The organism is Streptomyces avicenniae, from assembly GCF_000719135.1.
Lineage (GTDB): Bacteria > Actinomycetota > Actinomycetes > Streptomycetales > Streptomycetaceae > Streptomyces > Streptomyces avicenniae.
Genome location: NZ_JOEK01000012.1, coordinates 61,783 through 76,807 on the forward strand (window position 1 = coordinate 61,783; position 15,025 = coordinate 76,807).

A 15,025-nucleotide genomic window follows, 5' to 3' on the forward strand; every position below is an offset into this window, starting at 1 on the left:
CGGGGGGATCCGGCTCAACCGCGTGGTACAGGGCTCGACGCGGAGATCAGGACCACACCCCGCGTGCCGATGACGTGGACGCGCGATTCGACCTTCGTCCATCCGCAGGAGGCCGCCCACGCGCTCGCCTCCTCGGCCGACTCGGGCAACAGCACGTCGGGAGCCACATGCCGTGAGAAGAGCGCCGAAGGACGGAAGTGCGTGGCCAGGGGCAGGGTGAAACCCACCCTGCCCCCGGGACGCAGGGCGCGTCGCCAATCGGCCGTCGCCCGACGCCCGAGGAAGTGCAGCGAGGACGCACAGAGCACCACGTCGAGGGAGTGGTCCTCGGTCGGCAGCGGCACGGCATCGGCAACGCGCCAGTCGATCGCCCCGTCGCAGTCCAGGCTCTCGGCCCGGCCCCTGCCCACCGCGACCATCCCAGGAGACAGATCGACGGCCAGGACGGGGCGGGCGGTGGCCCGGCGACACTGCGCGAGTTGCAGGGCAACGGCACCGGCTCCGCACGCCACATCGGCGACCGCGTCGTCAACGCCGGGCGCCACCTGGGCGATCAGGGCCCGCGCGATCTCCTCGTGGTGGCTGTGGTCGTAGCTACCGGCCAGATCATCGAAAACCCCGGCCGACCCTGTGCTTCGCGTCATCGTCCGAGGCTACGTGCCGAGCGGTCGCGTGCCGGTCACGGGGGCGGCCGTTCTTCTCGCCAGGGACGGCCTCGCCGCACCCATGACGGCCCGCCTGTCCGCGCGGGCGCGGCGGAGCGATGAGTTCCGGCGGGGACGGCCGTCTGTGTCCGTGACGCCGCACCGGGAGCGGAACGGCCGGGCCGGGGCGGGCATCGGACCACTGGTGCGGGGAGGGGATGGGCGGGGTCATCGGCGGGATCGTGGAGTCGTGTGAGGGATCCTGCTCGGCCGCACCACGTCCGGGGAGTTCACGCCCGCCTGGGTCCAACCCGCACCGTGCAGGACGACGACGGCGCGCCGTTCGTGAACGACACGCCCGAGTACGTCGTCTCCTGGAGGCCGGAGAAGCCGGAGTGGAAGAACTCCACCTCGTCGTCCACCCGTCGGCTCTCGGCAGCCCCGGCGCGGCCCGCCGAGGGCTGAGCCGCCCGCGCCCGTCAGGCCGTGACCAGCACCGGGTGCCGGACGACGGCGTCGAACAGGTAGCCCTGGTCGTTGAACGGCGTCGTGTCCGGCTGACGGGTGCCCGTGCTGTCCGTGGCGCGGGCGAGCAGGGTGGCCGCGCCGGGCGTGCGCGGCTTCCAGGGCAGCGACCAGCGCACCCAGCTGTCGCGGCGCGGCACGTCGTGCAGCCGCGCGTGGTGCCAGCGCCGCCCGCCGTCCGTGCTGACCTCGACGGAGCGGACGGTGCCCGCGCCCGACCAGGAGCGCCCGGTGAGGTGGTGGGTGCGCCCGGCGGCGAACGGCGCGTCCCACGGCAGCTCGAACGCGCTCTTCAGCGTCTGCCGGGTCAGCGGCGCGCTGCCGCCCTCCGGGTGTCCAGGGCCGAACAGGCGGTACAGGTCGGTGTTCCACGGCGAGTACAGCGGCTCGGCCGAGACCTCGATGTCGCCGACCCACTTGATCGAGGCGATGCCGATCCAGGACGGCACCAGCACGCGGACCGGCGCGCCGTGGTCGGGGGGCAGCGGGCGGCCGTTCATCTCGTGGACGAGCAGCACGTCGTCCAGCGCCTTGGCGATCGGCAGCGGGCGGCGTACGTGGCCCATCGGCGTGCCGTCGGACGCGGTCGCCTCGGCGTCGAGGCCGCGCGGCTGGACGTCCACGGCGTGCCGGGTGAGCCCGGCGTGGCGCAGGACGTGGGAGAGCCGGACGCCGCGCCAGCGGGCGACGCCGATCGCGCCGAGCGTCCAGGCGGTGCCTGACGCGGTCTGCCCCTGCTGGCTGGCGTAGAAGCTGCGGCCGTTGCCCGCGCACTCGACGAAGGCGGTGTGCGTCGTGGACGGCAGGGACTTCAGGTCGCGCAGGCTGAACTCGGCGCCGTCGCCGCGCAGTCCGCTCCCCCACAGCCGCAGGCGCCAGGAGTCGGCGTCCAGTTCGGGGGTGGTGGTGTGGTTGCGGACGAAGAACAGCTCGTTCGGCGTGTGGAAGCCGGTGCCGCGCAGGCCGGACCAGCGGCTCTCGGCGTTGGTGCCCCGGATGACGAAGTGCTCGTCGGGCAGCGCCTTGACGATCCCGGGGACGGTCGGTCCCGCGTGGGCGGTGCCGGTGGTCTGCGCGCCCACGGCGCCGATCACCCCGGCTGCGGTGAGGAGCCTCAGCATGCCGCGCCGTGAGATGCCGTCGGCGCGCGCGGCGCCGTCGAGCCACTGGCGCATCCGGCGGCGGTCGTAGTCCCGTTCGTCGGTCGTCATGCGGAAGATCCTCGCGCGGCGCCGCCGGGGGCACCATTGCGGCGCATTGCGGGGGCGTGAAATATCGCCCCGGGTCGGCCCCGGGCCGCGATCTCGGCGGTGAGCGGAGTGGCGATGTCTACGAGGGCCGCAGCGCCGACGCGGTGGGACGCCTGACGGATGAAGAGGGCTCCCGGCCGACTCACCTGGTCGGTCTCCGTCGCCTGCCGACGGGAGCATCGGGACGACCCGTGGGCTTCACCGCGACTACGGCGTGCCACCCGGCAGACGAAGCGCCGCTTCGATCCCCTCGTTCCGCAACGGCACGTAGTGGCCGTCGATGATCCGGCCACCCGCGAAGATCCTCATGAACTCGGCCGATGTCTCCGCGTCGAGCACGGAAGGGTCCGCCTCAAGTGCCCGATTGAGACTGTCCACGATCTGCGGAGCGGTGAGTTTCTCCCATGCGCTCCTCCACTCCGCGCAACCGCCGTCGTCCTCGATGCGGGCATCGGCCAGTGCCCTTACCTGATCGGCGATGAACGCCGAGGCCAGCAGAAGCGCGACAAGACGCCGCTGGGCTTCCGCGCTCCCCATGACCGTTCCGTGCTCTTCGAGCGCGGCATCGACCTCGCCGGAGAACGCCGCGGCATCGGGACAGTACACGGCGGCCATCGCTGCGGTGGCGGCTCGGCCGCGCGCCTCACTCTTCTCGGACCCCTTCTTCCTCTTCAGACCGAAGTCGCTCAGCCGGCTCCTGAGGTGTGGTGCGGTCTTGACGCCGACGTACGTCACGATGGCTCCCAGCGCCATGCCCATGGCCACCTTGAGCAGCGCTGACGACGGATCTCGCTCGCCTTCCTCGGGAATGGGACGAAGCCTGACCTGCGTCGTGAGCCTGTTCGTCTCGTCGTCGAAGACGAGTGGACTGCTCTCACCGGGAACCGAGGACCGCGCACAATGCGTTCCGGCAGGACGCCCCACCGCCATCACATCCCAGATCGTCCCGGGCAGGTCATCGGAAGCCATGACCGGACTGTACGTGCAACCACCGCCCGTCCGCGGATCGTTGCGGCGATCGGTCCGGCTGCTCCTGTGCACAGGGAGCCCGGGCCGGTACGTCAGCGCCCGGCCGCGTCGGCGAGGCGGCGTGCCTGGAGGCGGGCGGAGCGGGCGATCGTCTCCTCGTCGGCGGTGAGCAGCCGCCCGTCCTGCACGACGGGCACGCCGCCGACCAAGGAGAGCGAGACGGGCGCCGGGGGGCCGAGGACGAGCGCGGCGACCGGGTCGGCGATCGTCGAGTGCCCGAGGCCGTCGAGCCGCCACAGCACGAGGTCGGCGAGCTTGCCCGCTTCCAGCGACCCCAGCTCCGCGTCCCGGCCGAGGACGCGGGCGCCGCCGAGCGTGCCGAGGCGCAGGGCCTGGCGGGCGGTGAGGGCGCGTTCGCGGTGCGGGCCGAGGCGGGCCACGAGCAGGGCGCCGCGCAGCTCGGTGTGCAGCTCGCCGGTCTCGTTGGACGCGGTGCCGTCCACGCCGAGGCCGACGGGGATCCCGGCGGCCAGCATGTCGGGCACGCGGGCGATCCCGGCGGCGAGGCGGGCGTTGCTCGACGGGCAGTGGGCGACGCCGGTGCCGGTGCGGGCGAAGGCGGCGAGGTCGTCGTCCGTCATGTGCACGCAGTGCGCCATCCACACGTCGTCGCCGAGCCAGCCGGTGGACTCGAAGTAGGCGGTCGGGCCTATGCCGAACAGTTCGTGGCAGAACGCCTCCTCCTCGACCGTCTCGGAGCCGTGCGTGTGCAGCCGTACGCCGAGGCGCCGCGCCAGCGTGGCCGATTCGCGCAGCAGCTCGGTCGAGACGGAGAACGGCGAGCAGGGCGCGACGGCGATCCGCAGCATGGCGTCGGGCGCGGGGTCGTGGTGGGCGCGGACGGCCTCCTCGGTGGCGCGCAGGGCGTCCTCCGTCGTCTCGACGGCGAAGTCGGGCGGCAGGCCGCCGTCGGAGACGCCCCGGTCCATCGAGCCGCGCGCCGCCGTGAAGCGGACGCCCGTCTCGCGGGCGGCGCGGATCTCGGCGCCGAGGAGGTCGCCCGCGCCCCGGGGGAAGATGTAGTGGTGGTCCATGGCGGTGGTGACGCCGCCCCTGGCCATCATGGCGAGGGACGCCTGCGCGGCGGCGTGCACCATGTCCTCGTCGATGCGCGACCACAGCGGGTAGAGCGTCACGAGCCAGTCGAAGAGGTTGGCGTCCTGGGCGAGGCCGCGCGTGAGCCACTGGTAGAAGTGGTGGTGCGTGTTGACGAGGCCGGGCGTGACGAGATGGCCCGAGGCGTCGATGCGGCTGGTCACGCCGGTCAGACCGGCGGGCGCGGGCCCGGGGCCCACGGCCTCGATCCGCCCGTCCGCGAGGACGAGGTGCCCCTGCGCGTACTCGGTGCCCGCCGCGTCCACGGTCGCGACGGCGCAGTGCTCGATGACGGTCCGCTCACCCATGGGGCGACTCCTGGCGTGCGGTCAGATCGACGGGGATGCGGGCGTCGGCGCCCTCGCGCAGCACCGTGGCCTCGATGAGGCCGTAGGGCCGGTCGGCCGCGAAGTACACGGCGCCGTCCGGGCCCTCGTTGTCCATGCCGAACGGGGACAGATCGACGGCGAAGTGGTGCTTGTTCGGCAGCGACAGCCGGATCTCCGCTATCTCGGGCCGCTCGTCGATGACGCGGGAGCCCATGGCGTACAGCGTCTGCTGGAGGGAGTACGAGTAGGTCCCGGCGAAGGCGTCGAGCAGGTGCCGCACGGCGTCGGCGTGCTCCGCGTCCCAGTCGCGCGCCCGGTCGGGCGCGCCGGTGTCCGCCTGCCGCCAGACGGCGGTGACGTCGGTGGCGAGCACGCGGTCCGCCGTCTCGGGGAGCGTCGTCCAGCGGTCCTTGACGTAGCCGCCGAACTCGGAGTCGGTGGTGTTCATGACCGTGACGCCGGTGAGCCCGCTCAGCACCTCCCACGCCGCGCCGTCGTACGTCACCTGGGCCGTGCGGACGCCACGCCCCGCGCGGGTGAACGAGTGGGCCGCCTCGCCCGGCACCGGGATGCGGTCCCACGCGTACTCCGCGACGCGGACGCGCGCGCGGTGGACGGCGGGCTGCGAGCCGACGAAGTGCCCGGCCAGCAGCCCGGCGAACGCCTCGGGCGAGCTGATGCCGTGCTCGCGCGCGAAGGCGAAGACGGTGTTCTTGGTGGTGTCGGTCGTGAGCACCCCCGCGTTGGAGCCGTGGAGGTGGACGGCGCTCATGTCGCCGGAGAGGGCGACCGAGACGTTGAGGTCCCGCACATGGTGGACGGGCCCGTCGCGCGTGACGCGGACGACGCGCGTCTCGGCCTTGCCGTACTGGTTCTGCCCGAGCGTGGGCGGCATGGTCAGCTCCCTCGGTAGACGGAGTGGCCGTACGGGCTGAGCAGCAGCGGCACGTGGTGGTGCTCGCCCGGTACGACGCGGAAGGTGACGGTGGCCTCGGGGAAGAACGGCGTGTCCACGGCGAACGTGAGCCGCGCCGTGTCCGCCGCGCCCGGCAGGTCGGGGAGCCCGCCGCAGCGTCCGTCCGCGTCGGTGCGGGCGGTGGCGTGCGGCGTCCAGGGGCCTTCCCGGCCGAGGCGTACGGCCAGGGTGACGGGCACGCCGGACGCCGGGCGGCCCAGGCCGGTGTCGAGGACGTGCGTGGAGACCGTCGCCGTGGACTCGGCGAGACGGGTGAGGCGCAGCGCGTTGATCCGGCCCAGCTCGGTGCGGGTGACGGCCCGTTCCGCGGCCGGGTCGTTGCCGAGGCGGGCGCGGAGCGCGTCGCGCAGCTGCACGGCCGTCAGGCCGGTGGCGCGGATCAGGAAGACGTGGCCGAACCGTTCCTGGTACGCGAGGTTCAGCTCCGTCATCTCGGCGCGCAGGGCGGCGTCGGCGTCCGCCATGCCGCGCTGCTCGCGGGCCGAGGCGGGGTCGGCGGGGTCGGGGCGGCCGATGCGGGGGTGCCCGGCGACGGCGGCGTCGAGGCCGTCGCCCGACAGGGCGGCCACGGCGGCGTCGTTCACGGCGAGCAGCGCCGCCGTGTCGGCGTACGGGCGCGCCGCGAGGAGCCGGTCGGCCCAGTCGGGCGCGGCGCACAGGCGGCGCAGGACCGGGCGGACGGCGCGGTCCTCCGCGCCGTTGAGCCAGGCGAGGCCGGGGGGCGGCGTGTGCGGCGGACGGGACGTCATGGCACAACAGCTAAGCCGGGTCACACCCCGGCGTCAACATTATGTTGAACGGTTCAGGTAGTTGTAGACGGTGAAGCGGGAGACGCCCAGGGCCTCCGCGACGGTCTCGACGCCGTGCCGCATCGCGAACGCGCCGCGCGCCTCCAGGGACCGCACCAGCTGCTGTTTGACGCCCCTGTCCAGCTCGGACAGGGGCATGCCGTGGCGGCGGCGCAGGTCGGCGAGGATGTGGTCGAGCGACTCGGAGAGCTGGGGCAGCCGCACGGCGGCGGCGACGGCGCCATCCCAGCGGAGGAGGACGTCGTCCTCACCGGCCTCCGCCGGGTCGATCAGCCGCCCGCCGATGGCGTCGAGCAGGGGCGCGAGGGCGGCCGTGAACCGCGTCGCGGCGGGCGAGGGGCCGGGTGGCGGGGTGTCACCTCCCGCGTCACCCGCCGCGTCACCCGGGGTGCCGTCAGTCCGCCCGGCCATGCCGCTCCCCCTCCTCCCGTGTGGCCAGCGTGCTGAGCTGGAGCGACACACGGGTCGCGCCCGCCGCGAGGGCGCGGCGCAGCACGGTGTCCACGGCCGCGAGCACCGCGTCGGACGGCCCCTCGGCGCTGGTGCCGAACGGCCCGACGTCCACCGCGTCGAGCGGCGCCCCGGCCACCGCCTCGCGGGTCACCAGGGCGTGCTGCGGCAGCTCGTCCAGATCGAACGGCTCGGTCGTGAATTCGATTCTGAGGCGCACGGGGCCAACCTAGACCGTGCACCGCCCGGCGGGGCCGGGGCGGTGGTCAGTGAAGTCCCGGCGGCGGCCATGCCGGGGACGGGGACTCGCGGCGCTGCGCGAAGCCGTACGGCAGCTGCGCGGCGCGCGAGACGCCGAACATCTCCAGCGCCTCCCGGAGCGCGGCCACGCCTCTGGCCAGCGCGCTGACCGAGCCGACCGCGGCGACGATCAGCAGCAGCGACTCGCGCAGCGCGCCCGGTTCGAGCGTCCCGGCGGCGGCCAGCGCGTCGAGGGCGCCCAGTTCGCGTTCGGCGATCTCCCGGTCGGCGAGCGGGGCCGGATAGCGGTCGAGGTCCGCGCACAATCGCCGGACGGCCGACTGGAGGCCCGCGATCCGCGGGTCGGTACCGGCGGCGCTGCCACGCTGCGCACCGGTCAGCGCCATACGGGCCGTCTCAGCTTCTCCTGCCGCCACTCAGCCCCTCCCTGCCATGTCATCCGTCATCGCTCGCCCCCGCCATGCGCCCGCACATGCGCGGGCGACCGGCGGGCCGGACAAGGAAAGTAAATATCACTGTCCGCGCACCACGCCATACGGAGGGCGAGGTTCCATGTCACATTCCGGTGAAAGAAAGCCCGAAAAGGCTCGACGCGGAGTCACCGCCCGGTGGACGGGCGGAGGGCCGGGCGGCGGGGCTGACCGGTGGCCCGCCGATCGGGAAGACTGGGGGAACACCGCCGGAAGTACCGTCCCTGGAGCGTCAGATGGCCAGAAGCGTGCTCGTGCGCTGCCCGGACTGCCACCGGGAGCACACCTATGTGCCGCCCGAATTCCCCTGCGTCTGCGGAGCGCCCGTCACGGTCGCCGTGCTCACTTCGGGTGTCGCCCCCGCGATTTCCGTACGTCACCGATCCTGGTCAGGGTCGTGGACGGAAGTTGACTGCGAACGGTGCGGGCACGCGGGGCAGTGGCCGCAGCCCGAGTTCTGCTGCCCCTGCGGGGCGACCGTGCGCCTCACGCGGGACGGTGCGCCGCAGGACGGGGCCGCGCCCGCGGTGGCGGGCGGCGCCGCGCGGCGGCCCCCGTTCGGCCCGGTCGCGATCGAGACCGCGTACGACGGGGTCACCTGCGCGTCCGAGTATCTCGGCTGGCTGGGTTTCTGGGGTGTGCGCGGCGCGGTGCCGAGGCCGCCCTCCGGGCTCGATCTGCGCGGCCCCGCGGTCGTCGGCGTGGTGGACCAGGGCACGGAACAGACCGGCGTGCGCCGCGTGGAGACGCTGTGGCTGCACGCGGCGTCGGTGAACGCGCTGGCCGTGGCCTTCTCGGTCGCCGGGTTCGACGCGGAGGCGCGGCTGCGCGCCGAGGGGCTGCGGCTGCCGCTGTTCGCGCTCGAACTGGCCGGTACGCCACGCCCGGTGAACCGCGCCGCCGAACTGTTGCTCGAAGAGGGGGCGCCCGGCCAGATGTAGACGGCCGGTCGTCGGCGGGCGCCGCGTCACTCCCAGCGCAGCCCGTGCCTTGCCTGCGGATGGTGGAACGCGAGCAGCGCCGCGCCCTCCTCGTCGAGGGCCGCGCGCTCGGCGGCGGTCGGCTCGTCGAGCGGGGTGAGCACGAGCGTCACGTCCGTGGCGGCGCGGTCGGTGTCGAAGCGCCAGATGCCGCGGACGAAGCCGTCCGCCAGCCAGACGGGCAGGGCGCGGTTGCCCAGCCAGGTGCGCGACTTGGCCTCGGCCGAGATGACGCGGGTGCGGTCCGCGTGCCCGAGGAACACGTTGTCGTACTCGGGCAGGAAGCGCACCGGCGCCGGGACGTCGGCGTCGGGACGGGGCGCGTCCGGCAGGTCGAACAGCTCGACGCCGTTCTCGTCCCGCAGGACGACCAGTTCGTCCCGCAGCCGTGTGAAGGCGGCGCGCAGGCCGGTCAGTCCCGACCAGTTCTGCGCGTCCTTGACCGAGGCGGGGCCGAAGGCGGCCAGGTAGCGGCGGACGACGGCCTCGGGCGCCGCGTCCTGGCTGTCGAGGGCGAGCGGCGCGCCGAGCCAGTGCTCGGCCGTGGTGTGCCGTATCGCGCCGCCCTGCCGCCACAGGCCGCGCGGCGGCACCTGCACGAGCGGCAGCCAGGCGCGGGCGGCCTGGCCGAGCGCCCTCGGGTCGTCCAGCGACGCCTCGGCGGCCAGCGCGGCGCCCAACTCGGCGAACGTCAGCGGGGACTCCTCCACCAGCTTCCTGGCCAGCCCGCCGAGGCGCTCGTGGTCCAGGGCGCGCAGGTGCTGTGCCGCCGCGCCGCGGAAGACCGCGTCCGTGGCGGGCTGGAAGAAGGGCCGCAGGACGAGGCAGTCGTCCGCCGTGACGGTGTGGATGGTGGAGCGCTGGAGCGCGATGCGGACGAACTCGCGGGCGGCGAAGCGCCGGGAGAAGTCCTCCGCGTCGAAACCGGCGAGCCGCGACCACAGCGCCGTGTAGTGGTTGCCCGGCACCTGCGTCTGGAGGCCGACGAGGTGCCGCACCGCCTGCCGCGCGTCCACCGGGGAGCGTGCGAGGAGGAACTGCCGGTCAAGCAGCGCGCGGTTGAGGGCGCGCCGGGTCAGCACCCTGGGTGACGTCATGGCCACAGCTTACGGGCCCGGCCGCCGGGTGGATCGGCAGGTCCGTGCCGGTGAGGAACCCGCCGGAGCCGCCGCGGCGCAGTGCGACGATCTCCGCGGCGATCGACAGCGCCGTCTCCTGCGGCGTCCTGGCGCCGAGGTCGAGCCCGAGGGGCGAGCGCAGCCGCGCGAGCCGCGCCTCCGTGACCCCGGCCTCGCGCAGCCGCCGCAGCCGGTCGTCGTGGGTGCGGCGCGAGCCCATCGCGCCGACGTAGGCGAACGGGCGGGCGAGGGCGCGCGTGAGCAGGGGGATGTCGAACTTCGGGTCGTGGGTGAGGACGCAGACGGCGGTGCGGCGGTCGAGGGTCTGGCCGTCGAGGTAGCGGTGCGGCCAGTCGGTGACGACCTCGGCCGCGTCCGGGAAGCGGGCGCGCGTCGTGAACACGGGCCGGGCGTCGCAGACGGTGACGCGGTGGCCGAGGAACGTCCCGGCCGTCGCCAGGGCCGCGGCGAAGTCGCCGGCGCCGAACAGCAGGAGGCGGGGCGGGGGCACGCTCGCCTCGACGAGCAGGGTGAGCTGCGCGGCGCCGCAGCGCGTGCCGTCGGCGGCGACCCGTACGGTGCCGGTGCGGCCGGTGTCCAGGAGCGCGGCGGCCTCGGCGGCGGCCGTGCGGTCGAGGGCGGCGCCCCCGCCGAGGCCGCCGAGCGGGGCGGCGTCCGGGCGGACGAGCAGGGCGCCGGAGAGCGCGGGCGGCCCGTCGGCGACGCGCACCAGCGCGGCCGTCCGGCCCTGCGCCGCCGCGTCCAGCGCGGCGGCGAGCACCGGGCGGGCCGGGGCGTCGGCGCGGACCGGCGTGACCAGCACCTCGACGCTGCCGCCGCAGGTGAGCCCGACGGCGAACGCGTCCGCGTCGGCGTACCCGAAGCGCGCGCGCCGCGGCTCGCCCGTCTCCAGCGCCTCGCGGCACAGTTCGTAGACGGCGCCCTCCACGCAGCCGCCCGAGACGCTGCCGACGACCGTGCCGTCCGCCGCGACGGCGAGGGCGGCTCCGGGGTCGCGCGGGGCGCTGCCGTCCACGGCCGTGACGGTGGCGACGGCGAAGGCACGGCCCTCGGCCGTCCAGCGGCGCAGGGGATCGGCGAGGTCGAGCATGGTGCGTTCCTCCTGCCGGTCAGGCCCGGCCGACGAGGTGTTCCGGCCTGACCGGCACCCGGGTGAGGGGGCGTCCGGTGGCCTGTCTGAGGGCGGCGACGATCGCGGGGGTGCTGGAGAGGGTGGACGGCTCGCCGACGCCGCGCAGCCCGTACGGGGCGTGGGGATCGGCCAGTTCGAGGACGTCCACGGGCATGGCGGGGGTGTCGAGGACGGTCGGGATGAGGTAGTCGGTGAAGGACGGGTTGCGCTGCCGCCCGTCGGGGCCGACGACGATCTCCTCCATCACGGCCAGGCCGAGGCCCTGCGTGCTGCCGCCCTGGATCTGCCCGACGACGGACAGCGGGTTGAGCGCGCGGCCGACGTCCTGGGCGGCGGCCAGCTCGACCACCTTGACCAGGCCGAGCTCGGTGTCCACGTCCACGACGGCCCGGTGCGCGCACAGGGCGTACTGGACGTGGCCGAGGCCCTGGCCCGTGTGCGGGTCGAACGGCTGGGTGGGCCGGTGGCGGAACTCCGTCTCGCGCTCCACCGGGCCCTCGTCCAGCACGTCCGCCAAGGCGCCCACGGCCGTGCCGTCACCGGTGACGACCAGGCCGTCCGCGAGCCGCAGCTCCCCGGCGGGCCAGCCGTGCCTGGCGCGCCCGCGGCGCAGCACTTCGTCGCGCACGGCGGCGCAGGCGGCCCGTACGGCGCCGCCGGTCATGTACGTCTGCCGGGACGCGGAGGTCGAACCGGCCGAGCCGACCGTGGTGTCGGGCGGCAGCAGCGCGACGCGGGGGACGCCCAGCTCCGTGCGGGCGATCTGCGCCTGGACGGTGACGCCGCCCTGGCCGACCTCGGCGGCGGCCGTGTGCACCGTGGCGACCGGCTCGCCGCCCGCCAGGGCCAGGCCGACGCGGGCCGTCGCGTAGTCGTCGAAGCCCTCGGAGAAGCCGATGTTCTTGATGCCGATGGCGTAGCCGACGCCGCGCACGACGCCCTCGCCGTGCGTGGTGTTGGACAGCCCGCCGGGCAGGGCGCGCAGGTCGGGTGCGTCGGCCGGGCCCGTGTCCCAGGGGCGCTCGGGCGGCAGGGGGCGTTCCTTGACGAGGCGCAGCAGCTCGGCGGCGGGCGCCGGGGAGTCGATGGGCTGGCCGGTGGGCATCACGTCGCCCTGGGCGACGGCGTTGCGCCGCCGCAGCTCGACCGGGTCCATGCCGAGGGCGGCGGCGAGCTTGTCCATCTGCGACTCGTAGGCGAAGCACGCCTGGACGGCGCCGAAGCCGCGCATGGCGCCGCAGGGCGGGTTGTTGGTGTAGAGCGCGAGGGCCTCGATGTCCGCGTTCGGAACGCGATAGGGGCCCAGGGCGAGCGAGGCGGCGTTGCCGACGACGGCCGGGGAGGAGGACGCGTACGCGCCGCCGTCCAGGACGATGCGGGCGCGCACGTGGACGAGGATGCCGTCGCGCGTGGCGCCGTGCTCGTAGTGGAGCCGGGCGGGATGGCGGTGCACGTGGCCGAAGAACGACTCCTCGCGCGAGTAGACCATCTTGACGGGCCGTCCGGTGCGCATCGCGAGCAGGCAGGCGTGGGCCTGCATCGACAGGTCCTCGCGGGCGCCGAACGCGCCGCCGACCCCGGCCAGCGTGAGCCGTACCTTCTCGGGCGGCAGGCCGAGGATCGGCGCGAGCTGCTGCCGGTCCACGTGCAGCCACTGCGTGGCGACGTAGAGGTCCACGCCGCCGTCCTCGGCGGGCACGGCGAGCCCGGACTCGGGGCCGAGGGGGGCCTGGTCCTGGGTGCCGGTCTCGTAGTCGCCGGTGACGACGACGTCGGCGGTGGGCGCGGCGGCCCGCGCGTCGCCGTGCAGCACGGGCTGGCGGTGCAGGACGTTGGGGTGCGGGACGTGCGCGGCGTAGTGGTCCGTGCGGCCGGGGTGGAGGACGGGGGCGCCGGGGGCCGTGGCGCTGGCCTCGTCGTGCACGACGGGCAGTTCCTCGTACGCCACGCGGATGCGGGCGGCGGCGCGGCGGGCGGTCTCGGGGTGGTCTGCGGCGACGAGGGCGACGGCCTCGCCCTGGTAGCGGACGCGGTCGGCGGCCAGGACGGGCTGGTCGGAGAGTTCGAGACCGTAGTGGGTGGCGGCGGTCAGGTCGGCGTGGGTGAGGACGGCCGTCACGCCGGGGACGGTCAGCGCCTCGGCGATGTCGATGCCGAGGATGCGGGCGTGGGCGTGGGGGCTGCGCAGCGTGTGGCCCCAGAGCATGTCCTCGTGCCACAGGTCGGACGAGTAGGCGAACGCGCCGGTGACCTTCAGCGTGCCGTCGGGGCGGGGCGTCGAGGCGCCGATACGGCCGTCGGCGGGGGCGGCGTGCTGGGTGAGCCGGGGCGTGCCGGTGACGGGGGCGGTCACCGGGGGGCCGTCCCGTCGGCGCGGGCGGCGGCGAGGCGGACGGCGTCGAGGATCTTCTCGTAGCCCGTGCAGCGGCACAGGTTGCCCGACAGGGCCTCGCGGATGTCGCCGTCGGTCGGGTTGCTGTGGGACGCGAGCAGGTCGTCGGCCACCATCAGAAGCCCCGGGGTGCAGAAGCCGCACTGGACGGCGCCCGCGTCCAGGAAGGCGCGCTGGACGGGCGCCAGGGTGCCGTCCGCCTCCGCCAGGCCCTCGACGGTCGTGACGTCGGCGCCCTCGGCCTGTCCAGCGGCAACGAGGCAGGCGCAGACGAGGTCGCCGTCCAGCCGGACGGTGCAGGAGCCGCACTCGCCCTGCTCGCACGCGTTCTTCGCGCCGGGCAGGCCGAGCCGTTCGCGCAGCACGTACAGCAGGCTCTCGCCCTCCCACACGTCGTCGGCGGTGCGGGGGCGCCCGTTCACGGTCAGGTTCACGCGCACGGCGGTTCTCCTCCGGTGATGGCGGCGTCGTTGCTGGTGCGGTAGGCGTTCCACGTCCGGTGCAGCGTGCGGCGGGCGAGCACCGCGACGGCGTGCTCACGGTAGGCGGCGCTACCCCGTACGTCGTCGATCGGCGCGCACGCGGCGGCGGCCAACTCGCCGAAGCGCGTCGCGGCGGACGGCGGCAGCGGGGCGCCGCTGCTCCAGTGCCCGCCCTCTTCGAGGAGCCCGCAGAGGAACGCCTCGGCGCGCGGGGCGCGCACCGGCGTGGGGGCAGCGGAACCGATGCCGGTGCGGACGGTCCTCGTGTGCGGGTGCAGGGCCAGCGCGAAGGCGCAGACGGCGATGACCATCGCGTTGCGCGTGCCGACCTTCGCGAACTGCTGCGGGCCGCGCGCGGCGTCGATGTGGACGGCGCGGATCAGCTCGTCGGGCGCGAGCGCGTTGCGCTTGGGGCCGAGGTAGAAGTCGTCGATGGGGATGTGGCGCGTGCCGCGCACGGAGACCGCCTCGACGGTGGCCCCGGCGGCGAGGAGCGCGGGGTGGGCGTCCCCGGCGGGGGAGGCCGTGCCCAGGTTGCCGCCGACGCTGCCGCGCGTGCGGATCTGCGGGGAGCCGACCGTGCGCGAGGCGAGGGCGAGGCCGGGCAGTTCGGTGGACAGGCGCGCGATCACGTCGCGGTAGGGGACGGCGGCGCCGAGGCGTACGGTCCGCGCCGTCGTCTCCCAGGTGCGCAGCGCCGCGATCCGGCCGAGGTCGAGGAGGTGGCCGGGGCGGCGGCGGTCGAGGTTCAGCTCGACCATCACGTCGGTACCGCCCGCGAGGGGCACGGCGTCGGGGTGGGCGGCCTTGGCGGCGAGCGCCTCCGGCCAGTCGGCCGGACGCAGGTACTCCATCGGCGGGCTCCCGGGGGCTGGCGGACCGTGCGGTGACCGGGGGGAGGTGCGGACGCCCGGCCGTCCGGCCTCCAGTACAGCGCGGAACGGGCCCGGCGGGCAGTCACCGAAGCGCCGAAGCGCCCGGCGGGTCGGCGGCCTCCTCTTGTAGGTTTGCACGAAGGCACGGGGGCGACCGGCGGGGATCATGCCGGGCAAATCACTCGTT

The 15,025-nt window shown here is 75.0% G+C and carries 16 protein-coding genes; 2 read left to right on the forward strand and 14 right to left on the reverse strand.

All coding sequences use genetic code 11. The features are described 5' to 3' along the window. Nucleotides 1-14: 14 nt before the first annotated feature. Nucleotides 15-644 carry a class I SAM-dependent methyltransferase gene (locus IF27_RS20595; protein WP_052851165.1) on the reverse strand — a complete coding sequence of 210 codons (630 nt, stop codon included), beginning with the start codon at nucleotides 642-644 and terminating at the stop codon, nucleotides 15-17. 318 nt (nucleotides 645-962) lie between these two features. Between IF27_RS20595 and IF27_RS31205 the strand changes: the two genes are divergently transcribed. Beyond that, a complete protein-coding gene (locus IF27_RS31205; protein WP_190233051.1) occupies nucleotides 963-1,109 on the forward strand; it encodes a hypothetical protein in 147 nt (48 codons plus the stop codon). A 14-nt stretch (nucleotides 1,110-1,123) separates the two neighbouring features. On the opposite strand, the gene IF27_RS20600 is transcribed toward IF27_RS31205, so the two are convergent. The 8 genes from IF27_RS20600 to IF27_RS20635 form a co-directional block, all read right to left on the reverse strand. Beyond that, nucleotides 1,124-2,380, reverse strand: coding sequence for a sulfite oxidase (locus IF27_RS20600; protein WP_052851166.1), 1,257 nt, complete (start codon nucleotides 2,378-2,380; stop codon nucleotides 1,124-1,126). A gap of 246 nt (nucleotides 2,381-2,626) precedes the next feature. Beyond that, nucleotides 2,627-3,388: a hypothetical protein gene (locus tag IF27_RS20605; protein ID WP_190233052.1), complete on the reverse strand. Its 762-nt coding sequence runs from the start codon at nucleotides 3,386-3,388 to the stop codon at nucleotides 2,627-2,629. A gap of 92 nt (nucleotides 3,389-3,480) precedes the next feature. After that, a complete protein-coding gene (locus IF27_RS20610) occupies nucleotides 3,481-4,851 on the reverse strand; it encodes an 8-oxoguanine deaminase (protein ID WP_052851168.1) in 1,371 nt (456 codons plus the stop codon). Beyond that, nucleotides 4,844-5,767 carry a factor-independent urate hydroxylase gene (gene pucL, locus IF27_RS20615; RefSeq protein ID WP_052851169.1) on the reverse strand — a complete coding sequence of 308 codons (924 nt, stop codon included), beginning with the start codon at nucleotides 5,765-5,767 and terminating at the stop codon, nucleotides 4,844-4,846. The genes IF27_RS20610 and pucL overlap by 8 nt, the downstream gene beginning before the upstream one ends. A 2-nt stretch (nucleotides 5,768-5,769) precedes the next feature. After that, on the reverse strand, nucleotides 5,770-6,597 hold the full coding sequence (uraD, locus tag IF27_RS30445; RefSeq protein WP_110946090.1) for a 2-oxo-4-hydroxy-4-carboxy-5-ureidoimidazoline decarboxylase: 828 nt from the start codon (nucleotides 6,595-6,597) through the stop codon (nucleotides 5,770-5,772). A gap of 39 nt (nucleotides 6,598-6,636) precedes the next feature. Beyond that, on the reverse strand, nucleotides 6,637-7,068 hold the full coding sequence (locus IF27_RS20625; protein WP_110946091.1) for a helix-turn-helix domain-containing protein: 432 nt from the start codon (nucleotides 7,066-7,068) through the stop codon (nucleotides 6,637-6,639). Further along, nucleotides 7,052-7,327, reverse strand: coding sequence for a YkoF family thiamine-binding protein (locus tag IF27_RS20630; protein WP_052851170.1), 276 nt, complete (start codon nucleotides 7,325-7,327; stop codon nucleotides 7,052-7,054). Before IF27_RS20630 ends, IF27_RS20625 begins: the two co-directional genes overlap by 17 nt. A gap of 46 nt (nucleotides 7,328-7,373) precedes the next feature. Continuing rightward, the gene (locus IF27_RS20635) at nucleotides 7,374-7,784 is read right to left on the reverse strand and encodes a DUF5955 family protein (protein WP_338058215.1); all 411 of its coding nucleotides are present in this window, start codon (nucleotides 7,782-7,784) and stop codon (nucleotides 7,374-7,376) included. Between the two features lie 533 nt (nucleotides 7,785-8,317). On the opposite strand from IF27_RS20635, the gene IF27_RS20640 reads away from it, so the two are divergent. Then, nucleotides 8,318-8,779 (forward strand): hypothetical protein, encoded by a 462-nt coding sequence (locus tag IF27_RS20640; protein ID WP_338058216.1) that lies wholly within the window; start codon nucleotides 8,318-8,320, stop codon nucleotides 8,777-8,779. A 26-nt stretch (nucleotides 8,780-8,805) separates the two neighbouring features. On the opposite strand, the gene IF27_RS20645 is transcribed toward IF27_RS20640, so the two are convergent. From IF27_RS20645 to IF27_RS20665, 5 genes are read right to left on the reverse strand one after another with little or no spacing between them, the layout of a single operon-like run. Beyond that, on the reverse strand, nucleotides 8,806-9,915 hold the full coding sequence (locus tag IF27_RS20645; protein ID WP_052851430.1) for a winged helix DNA-binding domain-containing protein: 1,110 nt from the start codon (nucleotides 9,913-9,915) through the stop codon (nucleotides 8,806-8,808). Beyond that, nucleotides 9,863-11,047: an XdhC family protein gene (locus IF27_RS20650; protein ID WP_052851172.1), complete on the reverse strand. Its 1,185-nt coding sequence runs from the start codon at nucleotides 11,045-11,047 to the stop codon at nucleotides 9,863-9,865. Before IF27_RS20650 ends, IF27_RS20645 begins: the two co-directional genes overlap by 53 nt. A 19-nt stretch (nucleotides 11,048-11,066) precedes the next feature. Continuing rightward, nucleotides 11,067-13,442 (reverse strand): xanthine dehydrogenase subunit D, encoded by a 2,376-nt coding sequence (pucD, locus tag IF27_RS20655; RefSeq protein WP_052851173.1) that lies wholly within the window; start codon nucleotides 13,440-13,442, stop codon nucleotides 11,067-11,069. After that, the gene (locus IF27_RS20660) at nucleotides 13,439-13,921 is read right to left on the reverse strand and encodes a (2Fe-2S)-binding protein (protein ID WP_052851174.1); all 483 of its coding nucleotides are present in this window, start codon (nucleotides 13,919-13,921) and stop codon (nucleotides 13,439-13,441) included. Before IF27_RS20660 ends, pucD begins: the two co-directional genes overlap by 4 nt. Continuing rightward, a complete protein-coding gene (locus IF27_RS20665; RefSeq protein ID WP_052851175.1) occupies nucleotides 13,912-14,817 on the reverse strand; it encodes an FAD binding domain-containing protein in 906 nt (301 codons plus the stop codon). Before IF27_RS20665 ends, IF27_RS20660 begins: the two co-directional genes overlap by 10 nt. Between the last annotated feature and the right edge of the window lie 208 nt (nucleotides 14,818-15,025).

What these genes read in the sequence shown, in the direction of transcription:
- IF27_RS20610 (WP_052851168.1), bottom strand. Translation starts at nt 4,851, where the DNA reads ATGGGTGAGCGGACCGTCATCGAGCACTGCGCCGTCGCGACCGTGGAC.
- IF27_RS20665 (WP_052851175.1), bottom strand. Translation starts at nt 14,817, where the DNA reads ATGGAGTACCTGCGTCCGGCCGACTGGCCGGAGGCGCTCGCCGCCAAG.
- IF27_RS20605 (WP_190233052.1), bottom strand. Translation starts at nt 3,388, where the DNA reads ATGGCTTCCGATGACCTGCCCGGGACGATCTGGGATGTGATGGCGGTG.
- uraD (WP_110946090.1), bottom strand. Translation starts at nt 6,597, where the DNA reads ATGACGTCCCGTCCGCCGCACACGCCGCCCCCCGGCCTCGCCTGGCTC.
- IF27_RS20595 (WP_052851165.1), bottom strand. Translation starts at nt 644, where the DNA reads ATGACGCGAAGCACAGGGTCGGCCGGGGTTTTCGATGATCTGGCCGGT.
- IF27_RS20625 (WP_110946091.1), bottom strand. Translation starts at nt 7,068, where the DNA reads ATGGCCGGGCGGACTGACGGCACCCCGGGTGACGCGGCGGGTGACGCG.
- IF27_RS20645 (WP_052851430.1), bottom strand. Translation starts at nt 9,915, where the DNA reads ATGACGTCACCCAGGGTGCTGACCCGGCGCGCCCTCAACCGCGCGCTG.
- IF27_RS20600 (WP_052851166.1), bottom strand. Translation starts at nt 2,380, where the DNA reads ATGACGACCGACGAACGGGACTACGACCGCCGCCGGATGCGCCAGTGG.
- IF27_RS20650 (WP_052851172.1), bottom strand. Translation starts at nt 11,047, where the DNA reads ATGCTCGACCTCGCCGATCCCCTGCGCCGCTGGACGGCCGAGGGCCGT.
- pucL (WP_052851169.1), bottom strand. Translation starts at nt 5,767, where the DNA reads ATGCCGCCCACGCTCGGGCAGAACCAGTACGGCAAGGCCGAGACGCGC.